This is a genomic window from Metaclostridioides mangenotii (assembly GCF_017873185.1).
Lineage (GTDB): Bacteria > Bacillota > Clostridia > Peptostreptococcales > Peptostreptococcaceae > Metaclostridioides > Metaclostridioides mangenotii.
The window spans coordinates 104,477-120,750 of record NZ_JAGGJX010000004.1; the positions used below are offsets into that span (position 1 = coordinate 104,477).

Genomic DNA, 16,274 nt, shown 5'->3' on the forward strand with positions numbered 1-16,274 from the left:
TTTAGTATGTTAAAATATTTTAAAAAGAAATAAATAATAATGGAGGATATATGAAGAAATATAAAAAAGTGATACTTATTATACTTTTTGTGATCGCAATATTGATAATCATAGCTGGATTTGTTGTTGGCAACATGTTTTATAACTTAGCGCTAAATCCAACTACTGATAAATCATCAGTACTAAATGCCCCACACAATGTAGGAGATAATGCTGCTGATGTCGACTCATCTGGTGATATAGAAAAGACAAAAAGCGAAGAATGGTTTAAAAATATTGGATTTGAAGATTTGTATATTCAAACATTTGATGACCTTAAACTTCACGCCTATAGTATACAAAATACAGACCAATCAAATAAATACGCTATTATTTGCCATGGATATGGTGGCCAGGGATCACTTATGACAAAGTCTGCATCTCGTTTCTACAGCATGGGCTTTAATGTTTTACTCCCAGATGCTAGAGGACAGGGTAAAAGCGAAGGTAATTATATAGGTATGGGTTGGCATGACCGTCTTGATGTAGTCTCTTGGATTGATGATATATTAGAGAAAGATTCAGAAGCTGAAATAATTTTATACGGTGTCTCAATGGGAGGGGCTACTGTTATGATGGCCTCTGGTGAAAATTTACCCGAAAACGTAAAAGCTATTGTAGAGGATTGTGGCTACACATCTGTCTGGGATGAATTCTCATACCAGCTTAAAGAAATATTTAATTTACCAGCTTTCCCATTTATGAACTTTTCATCGGCAGTTACAAAACTACGTGCAGGTTACACTTTAGGTGAAGCAAGTGCTTTAGACCAAGTTGTAAAATCTAATACTCCTATGATGTTCATACACGGAGGTAGTGATACTTTTGTTCCTTCTTTAATGTTTAATGAAGTTTACGACGCTGCTAAAGTGCCTAAAGAGAAACTCTATGTTAAAGATGCAGGTCATGGTGAATCTTCCAATATAGCTGGTGAAATGTACTGGAAGAAAGTCGAAGATTTTCTATATAAATACTTAGATTAAATAATGTATAAAAGATAAATTTGAATTAATAGGAAAAAAAATGAGAATCTGATAGCTATCAGATTCTCATTTTTGTTTTTTCTATTAATTATTTCTGAACTCCTGTTTCAACTGGATTGGCGGGATCAGTGCTCCAGCCTATCCATCCATCACTGTATAGAGAAGAGTTTTTCACACCAATAACATCTGCATAAGTCATTACTTCGGCTGCTCTCCATCCACTTCCACACATAAATATAAGGTTTTTGTTAGTATCAATTTTTGATTTATCCCAAAGTGCCTTTATCTCATCTGCATTTCTCATAGTATTATCTATATTACGGTAATCTTCTAGAGTTGTGGAACTTGTCCCTGAATATCCATAAACAGCCCCAGGTATGCGACCTTTTTTATCATGATAACTGTAACCAGAAATTTTACCTTCGAACTCATCTTTTGTTCTGTCATCAACTAAAGTATATTCTGGATTTTTCAAATGCTCTTTAAGCTCTGGTATTGTATCTATTAGATCTGGATTCGCAGGTATTGTAGTTCCAAAGTCAGTTCCTGGTGTCTTTTTATTAGATTTAGTTTCTAAATCATACCCTGCTGAAACCCATGCGTCATTACCTCCGTTTAGAACCCTAACATCATTTACTCCAATATATCTAAGAACAACTGCTACTCTGTATGAAGCCATCGTATCTGGACCTGTAACTATAACAGAATCATCCTTTGTAAATCCATAATCTAAAGCAAACTTTTCTAAATCCTTATCATTAGCCAACATCCATGCTGGTGGTGGCTCTATTGTGTCAGTATTTATATGAACACTTGTAGGAACATGCCCCTTCAAGTACGCTTCTTTTTCTTCACCCCAACTAGCTTCTACTATTTTTACATTTTTAGCATTTTTAAAAGTCTCAGTTGTTTTTCCGTCTAATACATCTTTTACAACTTTTGCAGGTACTATTAATTCATAATTTTCATATGATTTCATTGGCAATTTATCATCATTTGCCCATTCTTTTACATCGTATGTATATATGTTCTCATAGCCTTTTTTGGAAAGATAATCCGCTACCTTATTTGCATCTTTACCATTAGAATCATACAATACTATATTTTTATTTGATTCAATACCTTTCGTTTTTAAAGCCTTCTCTAAAACTTTCTCTTTATCTTTGTTATCAACTGAAAGCCAGTTTGCAGAAAAATCGACTGCTCCCTCAATATGGCCTCCTCTTTCTTCCCCATCCAATGCCCATCCATTGTAAGAATCATTTAGTCTAGTATCTACTATAACCCAAGATTTATCATTTAAATTAGATTTTAGATCTTGCGTAGATATAATTTTGTAAGCATCTGCCCCCTCATCTTTTTTTGTTTCGCCTTTGCTACAAGCAACTAACGAGAATACTCCTATTACAAGTATCACACTTAGTAGCAAATTCTTTGCTGATTTTATTCTCATTGTAATCCTCCTATTAGAAATTTTAAACAATTTCCTAAGAATATACTAAGATAAAGTTAACTAAATATAAAGAAAATTAGATAAAAACTATAGATAACCAAACTAATATAGATATTGTCTATCAATCAGCTATATATTTTTATATACTTTAGACTTTATTTATAAATAACCTATAGCTTCTTCTCTTGACATAAAAAAGTGTATCCCTTCTGTAGAATCATTCCAACGATCTTCATTAAATCCACTTGGAATAGCCATTTCCCCTACTCGGTACTTGAAATTGCCATCTGCATAAGATATTGCCTCGTCAAATGATTCCTTGTAGTCTATACTTTTAATCGTCAACACTTTTGCTTTATCGCATCTACAAGCATTATATGTAGCTGAACATCTCTTCGCATCTGCTGGGATCAATAGCTGTACTACCCTGAAATTAAAGCACTTTTTCCATCCAATAAATGCACCTTCCTCAGGGCAAGACATTTTAAAATACTTAGTGTTGTCATTAAATACTATGCCTTCAAGTAATGCCCCTTCTAAATTCGATCCAAATAGATTGGCTCCTTCTATATTTATCCCTGTTAAATTGCAGTTGCGAAAATTTGCTCCACTCAAGTTTGAATTCTTAAAACTCGAATTCCTTAGATCTATATTATGAAAATCAAATCCCTGTAGATCCATATTATCAAAAGAAGTCATACTGAGATCAATTGATTTTTCACCTCTTTTATCCAACATCTCTATCAATTTTTGTTGCTTCATACATTTCATAATCTACACCTCAAATTTTTAAAGTTTTGTATAGCAAATATAGTTAAATATCTTTTTATTATAAAATTTTCTAACTATCCTTTCTATAAAGTATATAATATTACACAAAAAAATAAAGGGGTGCTTCAAAATTGATTAATTCTTGTCTGTCTCCAGTATCTTTATATGTAGCAGTATCAGTAGCATAAATTTAAATCAATTTATTTCTATTTGTTGTGAAAGGGTGTTTTTTTGTTGTAAATAGTATAAGCCGCACAAGCTAATGTATTTACACAATGTAAAAAACGTGCTGTATGTTACTGAATATTAAGTAACATATAACACGCTTTAATTTAATCTTTATCCCTTATAATCACTTATTTTGAACCTAATGATATATTTAACACTGTTTCATTTGTTACTATATCTAAACTTAATCATTATATTTTTTAAGTTTTAATCTAACTAGTGAGGCATAACATCAGCTGAAATAGCTGACTCGTACTTTTTGCCACCTAGAGTATTCAAATGCTCTTTATTCATAGTTTCAAGTAATTCAGGATTTATTAAAACATCGTACGCTGTTAACGCAATTGTTTTTCCAGCATTCAATAAACCTTTGTGTGCAACTGATGATTTACCATTTGCTACCCACTGCCGTTTTATATATCCATATTTTTCTTATCTTATACCTAACAACTATAATAATCATCACAATAGCGTGCTGCATGCTATTTAAAATTAAGTATATTTAACACACTTTAATTTAATTTTTATACATCGTAAGTATTTATGATATTTTATTTATATTCAATAGCCTGATATTCCTGATTTCTACCAAATTCTTTTCTTACAAATGAGCACAAAGGAACTATTGATTTATTTTGTGAAATAGCTAAATCAACTATATGCTTTACCAATCTATTTGCTATAGATTTTCCTCTATATTCCTCCTTTACATACGTATGATCAACTATCAAAACCTTATCTCCAGCTTTAGTAAATGTTATTTCTCCAACTTCTTTTCCTTCATGATACGCTGCAAATCTATTTTTCGTTTCCTCAAATTTATATTTAATCATAAAATAACCTCTTAATCTACTGATTTTAAAATCTTATTGTTATGTATTATACCTTGTAATTAAAATTTTAAACTTCTATATTATATTCTAAAATATTTATAAATCAATTTACTTTACATTTTCAAAGTCCATCTACTTGCATTCTTGGATATTATTATCGTCTATGATAAAATATCTAAAAAGGGGGTATTAGCATGGATTATTCATCACTTACAAAGCAAATAGTTTCAGTAATAGAGAACGAAAAAGATTTTATAGCAAACACATCAAATATAAGTGCAATGCTATATGATGCGATAGAAGATATAAATTGGCTCGGGTTCTATTTTATAAAGGATGGTGGGCTTGTTTTAGGGCCTTTTCAAGGCAAAGTTGCCTGCACTAGAATTAATATTGGAAAAGGTGTATGTGGAACTTGTGTTTCTAGCAAAAAAACACAGCTAATAGACGATGTGCACAAATTCCCTGGACATATTGCATGCGATAGTGCTAGCAATTCGGAACTCGTTATACCCATTATTATAAAAGGCGAAGTAAAAGCTGTCTTAGATATAGATTCTACAACTTTCTCTCGTTTCTCAGAAAAAGATCAAGTAGGATTAGAGAGTTTAATTGATGAAGTTAAACATTTTCTTTGGAATTAAATATAAACAAAAAAGCTGTCCAAAAAATAATTATTTGGTTAGCTTTTTATTATGAACTTAATTTAATATACTTCAGACTGTTTCGTCTAAATTTTTTTAAAATAGTTCATCCTTTTTATTAAACTATCCTGTCAACTTGTTAAGTAGTTTTCTTTTTTAAATGAATATGATAGGAAACAGACGCTTTAACATTGCCGTTTATTGAACTTAGAAAGATTTTTATACCAACTTGCTTGTATCCTGTCTTTACTTGTTTTATCTAGTAGCAATAAATGTGATCAATGACGATTGGCTATCATGTCCGTAACCCAACTCATAGTTTATGTTATAAAAACCTACTTCTTTTAAAAGTAATTCAAATTCTTTTATACCATACCAAAATAAAGTAAAGTGCGAAACCTCAGTACTTTCAATTGAACCATTATTAAGTAACTCATACTTATGGATATATGAAGTTTTTTGTGTGAACCAGTCAATTTCTTCACTAATGTTTGTAAAAAGTATCCCTTCCTCTTTAGATAAAAAATAACTACTTGAGCTCACTTCGCCAAGCTTAAAATCTATTGGTAATTCTAAATCGATAATTATTTTACCATCTATATTTAAATGATTATAAAAAGAAGTTAAAACTTGGCTAACTTTATCTTTTGGCAACAAACAAAAGCTACCAGTGGGCATTATAATTGCATCATATTTATTAGGTGAAGATAAATTAGTTAAGTCTTGTTGATAAACTTTGGCATCTACCTTGTGTTCGTTCATATTTACTTTGCATTGTTTTATCATTTCTAAAGATAAATCAACCCCTTCGACATGCAGTCCTTTTTGAATAAGCGGTATGAGTAAACGCCCTGTACCAACACCTGCTTCTAAAATGCTTCCTTTCAAATTTTTTAATTTACTTAAGTAGTATTCAATATCCCCATTAATTGAATATCCTACTGGTTTGGTTATTTCATATAACTTAGTACTTAATTCGCCGTATTCTTTAAACATATTTTTCCTCCAATAATGTATCATCAGAATTCACTAATATCTAAAAAACTAATATTTTCTGTAGTTATATACTTATAATTTAATGTGTCAAATATTAGTTCGATTCTACCATAAATTTCATGACCTATCAAATAACAGAATAACACCTTTCTTTATAGATTTTTATTACCTATCTTAAAGAAAAAATGTATATTATTAAGTAAATGTTAAATAAACAATCTATTGAAAAGTTGATGTTATGGCTATCGTTTAATCAGCTTTGAGCTTTCGGAATAGATATGAGAAAAGGAATCTGTGAATGCAGTAACAATTAATCAAAAAATTAAGTAAAGAATGTAAAGAATTATAAACAATGTTTACTCTTTATTTACGCATATATAATAATTGCTTAACATAATTTAGTTATTATTAATTTAGAGTTTAAAAAACAATTTATTAGGAGGATTAGTAGATGTTAAAAAATAAGAAGTTTATTGTTCTAGCACTTTCAATGATGATAGGAATTGTTTCAGTAGGTTGTGGAAAAGGAGCGGACAGGCAAAAATCTAATTCTAATAGTGTTAGAATTTCGGGATCTACATCAGTTGGAGCTGTAATGGAACCTCTTGTTGAAGAATATAAGAAGAGTGAAGGTAAAGGGACTGATATAGAAGTTCAACAAATAGGGTCTTCTTCCGGAATAAAAAATACAATTGATGGTACATCTGAAATAGGAATGACATCAAGAGATCTTAAAGAAGGGGAAAAACAAGCAAGTCTAAAAGAAACTCAAATTGCTATAGATGGGATTGCAGTTATAATTAATAATGAAAATAAAGTAAAAGATTTAACTATTGAACAAATTAAAGGAATTTATACTGGTAAAATAACAAATTGGAAAGAAGTTGGGGGAGATAATTCACCTATAGTTGTTGTATCAAGAGAAGACGGTTCTGGAACAAGAGAAGGATTTGAAACTATAATAGGATATGCTGCTGAAGAACTCGTAAACAGTGCAATTATAAGCGATGGATCAGGGAATATAAAGACGACTGTAGCAGGAAACAAAAATTCAATAGGGTATATATCACTTGGATATGTAGACAAAGAAGTAAATAGTATATCGATTTCAGGAGTAGAAGCAACAGTCGATAATGTGAAATCTAATAAATATCCGATATTAAGACCTTTCTTATTAGTTAATAAGCCAGAAGGATTATCAGATAAAGGTCAAGCATTTATTGATTATATATTAAGCGAAGATGGACAGAAGGTAGTAGAAGAACACGGTTTTGTTGGAGTTAAGTAATTAATTAATAGATAGATTTAATTAATTAAAAAGCCATGAGAATTTTTTCCATGGCTTTTTAAAAATCAATATTTAGTAGGTTTTAATTTATAAAAATACTGAATATTTCCTTATGTATGATTACTAAAAAATCTTAAATTAGATCTAGATGTATTAAATAGTGAAAGAGAGGGTGGAAATGATACTTAAATTTAAAAATGTAAAAATCGAACAGAAATGTGATCTTAACAATAATAATAGACTGAAGTATTTAGTCGAGAAAATCACTAAAAATATTTTTATGTTAAGTGCTTTATTAGGAGTTGCTTGCTTATTTTTGATAATAGGTTTTGTATTTTATATGGGTCTAAAACCGTTTATTTTAGAAGGGTATTCGTTTACCGAATTCATATTTGGTAGTAAGTGGATACCTTCAGCTGAAAAGTTTGGCATACTACCGATGATAGTAGCATCGCTATATGGAACTTTAGGAGCTCTATTTATTGGAGTTCCAATTGGAATATTAACTGCTGTATATATAGCTGAATTAGCACCAAAAAAAGTCTCTAGGATTGTTTCTTCAGCAGTTGAATTACTAGCTGGAATACCATCTGTTTTGTACGGTATATTTGGTATAGTGGTAATTGTCCCGGCTATACAAAATACGTTTAATATACCAAAAGGACAGACTTTATTAGCTGTGATTATTGTACTATCTATTATGGTACTACCAACTATTGTTTCAGTATCAGAAACTGCTATTAAATCAGTTCCTAAGGAATATAAAGAAGGATCTTTAGCATTAGGTGCTTCACAAATAGAAACAATATTTAAAGTTATATTACCCGCATCAAAATCAGGCATATTGTCAGCAGTAGTACTAGGCTTGGGAAGAGCGTTAGGTGAAACTATGGCAATTATTCTTATAGCAGGGAATTTAGCTATTTTACCTTCTTCAGTATTAGATAGTGTTAGACCCCTTACCACAAATATAGCTTTAGAAATGGGATATGCCTATGGAGTACATCAAGAAATGTTATTTGCAACTGGGGTGGTGCTATTTGTATTCATACTAATACTAAATCTTATACTAAATAAAATTTCTAATAAGATGGTAAGATAGTGAATAATTTTAGTAAATATTCTGAAGTAATTATTAAGGTGATAATATTTCGCAAAGTTATATTCTTATGATTCATTATATTACTTGCAAGTGTAATATGATACCCCACTGTGATAAGTCATTTTCACTTCTATTCATATCTATCAGATATAAGTATTTCGTGTTATATTCTAGTATTCAAGATTTGCCACTTTCGATATTAATCCTATATCCCATATTAAAAGAGAACCATATCGCAAGTTGCGATATGGTCTCAATCACTTAATTAAGTTAAATGTCTTGTTGACTTCCCACATCTATTAGGAACTATTATCACTGTTATCTCGCCTATCACTTGTCAGCGCAACTGTGCTATCGATATAACTATAAATTCTTTATTTATATTTACACCTAAGCCTATAATACCGAATTAGAAAATATTATTATGCAATTATTCGCGATATTTATTTAAAATATGTAAATTTGAGAAGTATATGTGTTATAATTTAATTATTTAATATATAGAGCAGATATATTATGGTATCTGTTAATTTTTAGCTTAATAATTTCTTTATTTTTACAATTCAAACGTTCTCCCTATTGACCAATGGCAGGAATAAATCATTTTATATATCTCCTTTAAAATTATGTAAGAAAGGTAGATATTTATGTTAACAATTATTTTAGGAATATCATTATTATTAATAGCATTATCAGCTTTTTCTCTTTTTAGTTTGAAAATGCCAAAAGGACAACTCGCTATGTCTGGAATGGCCAATGCCGCTGTGGCAACTTTTTTAGTTGAGGCGATTCATAGATACATTTCAGGAGATTTACTTGGTCTTAAATTTTTCCAGATATTAGGAGAGACTTCTGGTAGTTTCGGAGGTGTGGCAGCTGCCATTTTAGTTCCAATTTCAATGGGAGCCAATCCTGTATTATCTGTGGTGGCAGGCGTTGCTGTAGGTGGTTATGGAATTCTTCCTGGATTCATAGCTGGATACGCGGTAGGTTTTTTAGCTCCTCTAATCGAAAAAAAACTGCCAACAGGTATTGACATCATAGGAGGTGCCCTTCTCATTGCTCCAATAGCGAGAGCAATTGTAATTCTTGTTGATCCAGGAGTAAATATGGTAATGTCACAGATTGGAACCACAATCACACTTGCCACAGAACAGTCCCCTATTATAATGGGGTTACTTCTTGGAGGAATCATTAAAATGATATGTACATCCCCTTTAAGCTCTATGGCGCTGACTGCAATGCTAGGACTTACAGGATTACCAATGGGCATCGCTGCGATAGCGTGCGTTGGCGGTTCTTTTACCAATGGTATTATCTTTCATCGCTTAAAATTAGGAGATAAAAGTAACGTAATAGCAGTTATGCTAGAACCTTTAACACAAGCAGATATCGTTACATCCAACCCAATCCCTATTTATTGCTCTAATTTCTTTGGAGGAGGATTTGCAGGAATTGCTGCTGCTTCTCTACATATTGTAAACAATGCTCCTGGAACTGCTTCACCTATACCAGGACTTCTAGCACCTTTTGCTTTTAACCATCCCCTTAAAGTATTAGCAGCAATTGGACTTGCTATTTTAGGAGGTACTGTTGCCGGTTTGGTAGGAAGCATGATATTTAAGAAAAAAGCGACCAAAGTTGCGGAAGTTGCTTAAAAATGTAAAAACAAATTAATCTGTTAAAAGAGTAATATAATATGATTTGTAAATTGTTTGAGTAGTTACTTGAAATTATTAGTTTATTAGTTAATTTTTTAACTATATAGTTAAAAATCGTTCTTTCTATATATATTTAATATCTATTTTTAATAACTCTGATATTATAGATTTATTTTCAAATGTCATTATAAAAATATAATGTGTTAAAATATGTAATAATACGATTGAAGATAAAAATAAAGTAAGTAAAGAGTAATAATATTAGATATATTAATCGAGGTTAAATCCCTCGATTTTTTTATCTAAAATTTGAATGTTAATATATTTTTTTAGTGTTTATTATGGATTTTATCCCCCTCATTTTCCCCATGTCTAGTTATAATCGAAGCAATTTTTTACAAGCGTTTTAAATTCAATTCTTATGGACTAGTATTTAAATTGGGTATGTAAAATAAAAACAGAGATACCTAATTTAGATAGTATCGCTCTGGAAATTGGCATGATATTATTATTATGGGTATCCTTAAATTTGAATACGTATCTGAATTATCTGTTGAATAATATTTTTTGGAGGACTATTTATGAGAGTGTATCACTGAATCTAGTGCAGTTTGCAGAAGCAAAACAAGGCTGAAAATTCGCGATGACACTGTATGTACATAAAAATGCAAAAAAGCGTGTTGTATACCACTAAAAATTAAGTAATATCTAACACGCTTTAATTATTTATCAAATTCATTCAAATTTGTTAATATTTCACCAGTTATTTTTGGTTTCTTATTTTTCTAGTATCAAAATAGTATCATGGTGTATGAGCTAATGATTTGTCTAAAAGCTGATTGCAATCATAATGTGGAGTATTCTCGAAACCTCGCGAGAAAAATTTTTAATGGTTGTCAATATAATTTTGAACCTCACTATGATATTCAACAATATTGGTCTCCTGTGGATCTGTTAACTCATTTAGCAAAAGATCAACCATATGATGTGCAGTTTTTCCACCAATTGTCATAGATTTTATACAAGAAACGCAATAAACTGCCACATCTTGACAAGGCATCTGGGCTGCTCTCTTCTTTTGAAATGCTATTACCTTCTCGACCGGCAATTGGGGATAAAAATTGTCCCCACAACAAATTGATTTTGTTCCCGAATATTCTGACTCAATAATTTCTATATCCATTTTTCTTAACAAACCTCTAACTGCAGCATGAACTTGAGGTTTTGGACGATATGAACAAGAATCATGCACAGATAGAGTTAGCCCAGAATATTTGGGTAAGGGTAAATTCTCTATAGAATTTAACACTTCCCATAGAGAAATTGTGTTTACCCCAGCATATAGACTACGAAAACGCCTATCACAACCTGCACAATTATTAATTATAATAGACCCATTTTCCAATTTCGGTTCATGATGACAACACATTTTATGCAGTTTCACTGGTCCAAAATATTTCTGTAAAATTTTAAGTATTTTTTCTTCTGATTCTGGCTTATATGTATTAAACGCACAGCCTGCATTGAAATAGCATTTATCCATATCTATGCTTGACAGGGGTATGCTTGAAAGTCGTAATCCATTCATAAAAACCTCCTATTAATTAAGTAAAATATAGTTATTCCTCCAACCTGTTGCGGTGGATTATTTAAATACTCCCATCTTACGATCTTACGCTCCGATTTTTTAATTACCATAAGGGGTCTTTTCCATTATACTACGCTTTTCCACACTTTGCTAGCAGGACTAGCACCGCCTCCCCAAAATGCTGTTCTAATTGTCACCTATCAACGGATGTCCTGTACCTTTCGCCACTGTGGTTCTTATAATTTCTCGACTCTTCAAAATCCCTATTACTCAAACTCCTACCAACATAAATTTGACTTTCGACATCTACACCCATGATACTATATTTTAGTACACAAAAACGTAAAAAAGCGTGTTGTATACTACTTAAAAATAAGTAATATCTAACACGCTTTAAAATTCATCTAAATCATACTATCTTGTAGTTTCAATACTTTAATACTTTAAGTCTATTCCCACTCTATTGTTCCTGGTGGTTTAGAAGTTATATCGTAAACTACTCTGTTAACACCATCAACCTCGTTGATTATTCTGTTAGAGATCTTCTCTAGTATATCATAAGGCATATTGTACCAATCAGAAGTCATTCCGTCAGAAGAATTAACTGCTCTTAAACCTACTAAATGAGCGTAAGTTCTCTCATCTCCCATAACTCCAACTGTCATAACATCTGGTAAAGTTGCAAATGCTTGCCATATTTCAGTGTAAAGCCCAGCTTTTCTAAGCTCGTCCATATAAACTGCATCAGCTTCTCTTAATATGTCACACTTCTCTTCAGTCACTTCACCAATTACTCTTATTCCAAGTCCTGGACCAGGGAATGGATGTCTAAATATTAAATCTTCATCTATTCCTAACTCAAGACCTATTCTTCTAACTTCGTCTTTGAATAACTCTCTTAAAGGTTCAACTATTTCTTGGAAATCTACATCTTCAGGTATTCCACCAACGTTATGGTGTGATTTGATTGTAGCCGCATCTCCAAGACCACTTTCTATAACGTCTGCATAGATTGTTCCTTGTACTAGGAAGTCCATCTTTCCTAATTTATTTGATTCTTCTTCAAATACTCTTATGAATTCTTCACCGATTATTTTTCTCTTAGACTCTGGCTCAGTAACTCCCTTTAATTTTCCTAAAAATCTATCTTGAGCGTTAACTCTGATTAAGTTCATATCAAATCTTTCTTTGAATATTCTCTCAACATCATCACCTTCATTTTTTCTAAGTAGACCGTGATCTACGAATATACATGTAAGGTTATCTCCAATGGCTCTGTGAATTAGTACAGCGGCAACTGATGAATCAACTCCACCACTTAATGCACATAAAGCTCTCTTATCGCCTATTTTCTCTTTTATTTCTTTTATTTTGTCATCTATAAATGAAGTTGTAGTCCAGTCTCCACTTACTTTACATATATTGTATAAGAAGTTTTTAATTATTTTATGTCCTTCTAAACTATGCTCAACCTCTGGATGGAATTGAACACCGTATATTTTCTTAGCAACATTTTCCATAGCCGCTACAGGGCAAACCGATGTAGTTGCAACTACATCAAATCCTTCAGGTGCTTTTTCTATAAGGTCAGTATGACTCATCCATACAGAACTAGTAGTTATACCTTCAAATAATGCTGAATTTCCGTAAGTTATCTCAGTTTTTCCGTACTCTTTTTCTTGTTTTTCACCTTTTCTAACTACTCCACCTAAAGTGTGAGATATTAGTTGGTCTCCATAGCATATTCCTAGTATTGGAATATCTAATTCGAATATATCCGCTGATATTTGAGGAGAATCTGGTAAGTACGCACTATTTGGCCCACCAGTAAATATAATACCTTTAGGATTTTTTGCCTTTATCGCATCAACTCCAGCTGTGTATGGAATTATTTCACAGTATACATTGTTCTCTCTAACTCTTCTTGCAATCAATTGGTTGTATTGACCACCGAAGTCTACTACTAATACTAGTTCATGTTTCATAATCTCTCTCCTTACAATATTTTAATTTTAATTACATTATATATAACTATATTAACACATTTTTTATAATTTGATAACTCAAACGAATATTAATCAAATTATTCTCCGTTTTTGTTCGACTTATAAATCTATACAAAAAACCTGTATAATAACTTCCAAAATTTTCAGGAAAGTGAAATTACTATACAGGTCTCCAGAAGAGCTTATAAAATTTATAGCCAACACATAGGGATATTAATCAGCCTACATATTTACTTTACTAGCTATTCTGCTATAATAATTTCACTCATAGTTAAGATATTTACGGTATCTTAGGGTAACTCTCAGACCTTATTACTGAGTATATACGAGTGATTTTATATTAAATTTATAATTACAACTGAGTACTAATTTATCACAAATTCGAGTATTATGTCAATAAGTTTTCGTCAATTTCTTCTATAATTCTCGAATTTATATTGTCAAAAATCGCAATAAGTGGAAGCCCTGTTTTTTCAGCTATTTTTTTGCAATCTTCGTATTCAGGTGCGAACTTTATCAGCTTACCTTTATAGTATCCCAATTTTATAGATATTAAACCATATTCAGTGTTAATTTCAGTGAATTGCCTTTCTATTGCACTTCTTTTATACTCAATGTACCTAACACCGAAAGTACTAGTCTCTTTAAGTATCATTTCTACAAATTTCTTTCTATCTTTTTTAGCACATAATATTGAAAGTTTAGTTGCAGGTCTATTCTTTTTCATAAATATACTCTGAGTGTATACATCCAATGCCCCTTCACTTAGCAATTTATCGTATATATACGAGTATATCTCACCTGTCATATCATCTATATTAGCTATTAGTTCATATATAGCTTCATCTTCAGAACTGTATACCTCGTTGCTAGTTACTTCTTTTTTTTTTCGGCTAAAATAACCCTAAGCATATTAGGTATCTCAAATTTTTTATGACCAATTCCATATCCTATTTTCTTAGGCTCTACTTCAAGCACATCTACAATTTCATTGCAGAGTGACTTTATTATTGCAGCTCCAGTCGGTGTAGTGCACTCTCCCTCAACTGTATTGAATTTAACTGGAATATCTTTTAGTATCTCAATAGTAGCAGGGGCTGGTACTGGCATAATTCCATGATCACATTTTACAAAACCAGATCCAACAGGCACTGGACTTGAATAAATTACATCTACCTCTAGCAAATCTATCAGAATACACACTCCTACAACATCCACAATAGAATCAACAGCTCCAACCTCATGGAAGTGAATTTTTTCTACAGTTGTACCGTGTACTTTTGCTTCAGCTTCTCCAATAGTCATAAATACCTTTTTAGCATTTTCTTTAACTCTATCGTTTAATTCGCTATCATCTATTATTTCAAATATATCTTTAACATGCCTATGGCAATGACCTTCTTTTGAAATAACTTCTACAATAGTTCCCACTACTCCACTTTCATTTTTTGAATCCACTTTTATTTCAAATTCATCACTCATTCCGAGTTTACCTAACTCCTGTAAAAATACATCTTTTGAAGCTCCTAAATCCAGCAAACTTGAGATTGTCATATCTCCAGATATTCCATTTACTATATCAAAATAAATAACTCTACTACTCATACCTACCTCCTATATGTCTTAATATTAATCTAATTTATTAATCATGGATGCTAGATATCCAGCTCCAAACCCATTATCTATATTGACTACAGATAATCCTGATGCACAGCTATTTAACATACCTAAAAGTGCAGATAAACCTCCTAAATTAGCTCCATACCCTACTGAAGTCGGAACAGCTATTACAGGTACATTTACAAGACCACCTACAACACTAGGTAAAGCCCCTTCCATACCCGCTACAGCCACTATTACCCTTGCCCTATCCAATAATTCCTTCTTATCCAACAAACGGTGGATACCAGCAACCCCGACGTCATATATCCTTTCCACTTTGTTTCCCATAAACTTTGCAGTGTAATAGGCTTCATCTGCTACAGGAATATCCGATGTTCCACCTGAAACTATTAAAATTTCACCTTTTCCTGTATCTTCTATATGGTGTTTTTGTATCATCAGTGTCTTTGATAATTTATCATATTGTGCTTTTGAATAAATGTTTTTTAGTTTTAAAAAAGTTTCTTCTCTACATCTTGTTCCCAGCACATTAGAATCTTTTTTGTACATTTTATCTACTATCCCTAAAATATGATCATCCGTCTTGCCTTCACAGTATATTACTTCTGGGTATCCGTTTCTGATCTCTCTGTGGTGATCTACATTGGCGTACCCTAAATCCTCATACGGCAAATTTTTTAGCTCATTTAAAGCCGAATCTATATCCAATTTATCATTTTTTACTTCTTCTAGTAGTTTTTTTAAATCCATTATTTTTGCTCACACCCTTTCTGTAGTATTATCAAAAATCTTATCTGTATTAATCCTCTAGAAACCTAAATAATTTCCAGAACTTTACTGCTTCTTTTTTAAATAATTCCTCTATTTAATAGTATACAATATTTGTATACTATATTTATGCAATAATCTAACAAATATATTTAAAATTAAAGATTAGCTGTTGCAAATTAAAGATCATCCAGAAAAACAACTAGAATACTGCGGTGAATTGAGTAACTGTTTGTAAAGTTATATAAATAGTAATATAAATACAGTTTCTTAATTAATTCGCAAATTTAG

General features: G+C 31.5%; 14 protein-coding genes, 1 pseudogene and 1 riboswitch. Of the genes and pseudogenes, 5 read left to right on the top strand and 10 right to left on the bottom strand.

Features of this window, described 5'->3' with window-relative positions; translation table 11 throughout:
• Positions 1-50 precede the first annotated feature (50 nt).
• Positions 51-1,022 (top strand): alpha/beta hydrolase, encoded by a 972-nt coding sequence (locus J2Z43_RS10285; protein ID WP_209457120.1) that lies wholly within the window; start codon positions 51-53, stop codon positions 1,020-1,022.
• 88 nt (positions 1,023-1,110) lie between these two features.
• Here J2Z43_RS10285 and J2Z43_RS10290 read toward each other — a convergent pair whose 3' ends face one another.
• The 4 genes from J2Z43_RS10290 to J2Z43_RS10305 all read right to left on the bottom strand — a co-directional run bounded on the left by J2Z43_RS10290 (position 1,111) and on the right by J2Z43_RS10305 (position 4,307).
• Positions 1,111-2,475 (bottom strand): sulfurtransferase, encoded by a 1,365-nt coding sequence (locus tag J2Z43_RS10290; RefSeq protein WP_209457121.1) that lies wholly within the window; start codon positions 2,473-2,475, stop codon positions 1,111-1,113.
• 159 nt (positions 2,476-2,634) lie between these two features.
• Positions 2,635-3,246, bottom strand: coding sequence for a pentapeptide repeat-containing protein (locus tag J2Z43_RS10295; protein WP_209457122.1), 612 nt, complete (start codon positions 3,244-3,246; stop codon positions 2,635-2,637).
• Between the two features lie 444 nt (positions 3,247-3,690).
• Positions 3,691-3,837 carry a hypothetical protein gene (locus tag J2Z43_RS10300; protein ID WP_209457123.1) on the bottom strand — a complete coding sequence of 49 codons (147 nt, stop codon included), beginning with the start codon at positions 3,835-3,837 and terminating at the stop codon, positions 3,691-3,693.
• Between the two features lie 188 nt (positions 3,838-4,025).
• Complete coding sequence (locus J2Z43_RS10305; RefSeq protein ID WP_209457124.1) at positions 4,026-4,307, bottom strand: GNAT family N-acetyltransferase; 282 nt, start codon at positions 4,305-4,307, stop codon at positions 4,026-4,028.
• Positions 4,308-4,501: 194 nt separating this feature from the next.
• Between J2Z43_RS10305 and J2Z43_RS10310 the strand changes: the two genes are divergently transcribed.
• The gene (locus tag J2Z43_RS10310; protein ID WP_209457125.1) at positions 4,502-4,951 is read left to right on the top strand and encodes a GAF domain-containing protein; all 450 of its coding nucleotides are present in this window, start codon (positions 4,502-4,504) and stop codon (positions 4,949-4,951) included.
• A gap of 255 nt (positions 4,952-5,206) precedes the next feature.
• Here the strand turns inward: J2Z43_RS10310 and J2Z43_RS10315 are convergent, their stop codons facing one another.
• A complete protein-coding gene (locus J2Z43_RS10315; RefSeq protein ID WP_209457126.1) occupies positions 5,207-5,947 on the bottom strand; it encodes a class I SAM-dependent DNA methyltransferase in 741 nt (246 codons plus the stop codon).
• Between the two features lie 451 nt (positions 5,948-6,398).
• On the opposite strand from J2Z43_RS10315, the gene J2Z43_RS10320 reads away from it, so the two are divergent.
• The 3 genes from J2Z43_RS10320 (at position 6,399) to J2Z43_RS10330 (ending at position 9,995) form a co-directional block, all read left to right on the top strand.
• On the top strand, positions 6,399-7,235 hold the full coding sequence (locus J2Z43_RS10320) for a phosphate ABC transporter substrate-binding protein (RefSeq protein WP_209457127.1): 837 nt from the start codon (positions 6,399-6,401) through the stop codon (positions 7,233-7,235).
• A 178-nt stretch (positions 7,236-7,413) separates the two neighbouring features.
• A complete protein-coding gene (pstC, locus tag J2Z43_RS10325) occupies positions 7,414-8,337 on the top strand; it encodes a phosphate ABC transporter permease subunit PstC (RefSeq protein WP_209457128.1) in 924 nt (307 codons plus the stop codon).
• A gap of 719 nt (positions 8,338-9,056) precedes the next feature.
• A complete protein-coding gene (locus J2Z43_RS10330) occupies positions 9,057-9,995 on the top strand; it encodes a PTS sugar transporter subunit IIC (RefSeq protein ID WP_330617494.1) in 939 nt (312 codons plus the stop codon).
• 889 nt (positions 9,996-10,884) lie between these two features.
• Here the strand turns inward: J2Z43_RS10330 and J2Z43_RS10335 are convergent.
• The 5 genes and pseudogenes from J2Z43_RS10335 to larB form a co-directional block, all read right to left on the bottom strand.
• Entirely contained in the window at positions 10,885-11,586 is a 702-nt protein-coding gene (locus J2Z43_RS10335) for a (Fe-S)-binding protein (RefSeq protein ID WP_209457130.1), read from the bottom strand.
• A gap of 449 nt (positions 11,587-12,035) precedes the next feature.
• Entirely contained in the window at positions 12,036-13,571 is a 1,536-nt protein-coding gene (gene guaA, locus J2Z43_RS10340; RefSeq protein ID WP_209457131.1) for a glutamine-hydrolyzing GMP synthase, read from the bottom strand.
• 269 nt (positions 13,572-13,840) lie between these two features.
• A riboswitch (purine riboswitch) is annotated at positions 13,841-13,941 on the bottom strand.
• A 39-nt stretch (positions 13,942-13,980) separates the two neighbouring features.
• Positions 13,981-14,436 (bottom strand): annotated as a pseudogene (gene larC2, locus J2Z43_RS15065) (nickel pincer cofactor biosynthesis protein LarC2); the annotation flags it as partial.
• Between the two features lie 29 nt (positions 14,437-14,465).
• Positions 14,466-15,197, bottom strand: a complete 732-nt coding sequence (gene larC, locus J2Z43_RS15070) for a nickel pincer cofactor biosynthesis protein LarC (RefSeq protein WP_209457133.1) — start codon at positions 15,195-15,197, stop codon at positions 14,466-14,468.
• A 24-nt stretch (positions 15,198-15,221) separates the two neighbouring features.
• Positions 15,222-15,965, bottom strand: coding sequence for a nickel pincer cofactor biosynthesis protein LarB (gene larB / locus J2Z43_RS10355; protein WP_209457134.1), 744 nt, complete (start codon positions 15,963-15,965; stop codon positions 15,222-15,224).
• Positions 15,966-16,274: the final 309 nt, after the last annotated feature.

Excerpts from the sequence above, each read along its gene's own strand:
- J2Z43_RS10285 (WP_209457120.1), top strand. The coding sequence starts at position 51 with ATGAAGAAATATAAAAAAGTGATACTTATTATACTTTTTGTGATCGCA.
- J2Z43_RS10290 (WP_209457121.1), bottom strand. The coding sequence starts at position 2,475 with ATGAGAATAAAATCAGCAAAGAATTTGCTACTAAGTGTGATACTTGTA.
- J2Z43_RS10295 (WP_209457122.1), bottom strand. The coding sequence starts at position 3,246 with ATGAAATGTATGAAGCAACAAAAATTGATAGAGATGTTGGATAAAAGA.
- J2Z43_RS10305 (WP_209457124.1), bottom strand. The coding sequence starts at position 4,307 with ATGATTAAATATAAATTTGAGGAAACGAAAAATAGATTTGCAGCGTAT.
- J2Z43_RS10310 (WP_209457125.1), top strand. The coding sequence starts at position 4,502 with ATGGATTATTCATCACTTACAAAGCAAATAGTTTCAGTAATAGAGAAC.
- J2Z43_RS10315 (WP_209457126.1), bottom strand. The coding sequence starts at position 5,947 with ATGTTTAAAGAATACGGCGAATTAAGTACTAAGTTATATGAAATAACC.
- J2Z43_RS10320 (WP_209457127.1), top strand. The coding sequence starts at position 6,399 with ATGTTAAAAAATAAGAAGTTTATTGTTCTAGCACTTTCAATGATGATA.
- pstC (WP_209457128.1), top strand. The coding sequence starts at position 7,414 with ATGATACTTAAATTTAAAAATGTAAAAATCGAACAGAAATGTGATCTT.
- J2Z43_RS10330 (WP_330617494.1), top strand. The coding sequence starts at position 9,057 with ATGCCAAAAGGACAACTCGCTATGTCTGGAATGGCCAATGCCGCTGTG.
- J2Z43_RS10335 (WP_209457130.1), bottom strand. The coding sequence starts at position 11,586 with ATGAATGGATTACGACTTTCAAGCATACCCCTGTCAAGCATAGATATG.
- guaA (WP_209457131.1), bottom strand. The coding sequence starts at position 13,571 with ATGAAACATGAACTAGTATTAGTAGTAGACTTCGGTGGTCAATACAAC.
- larC (WP_209457133.1), bottom strand. The coding sequence starts at position 15,197 with ATGAGTAGTAGAGTTATTTATTTTGATATAGTAAATGGAATATCTGGA.
- larB (WP_209457134.1), bottom strand. The coding sequence starts at position 15,965 with ATGGATTTAAAAAAACTACTAGAAGAAGTAAAAAATGATAAATTGGAT.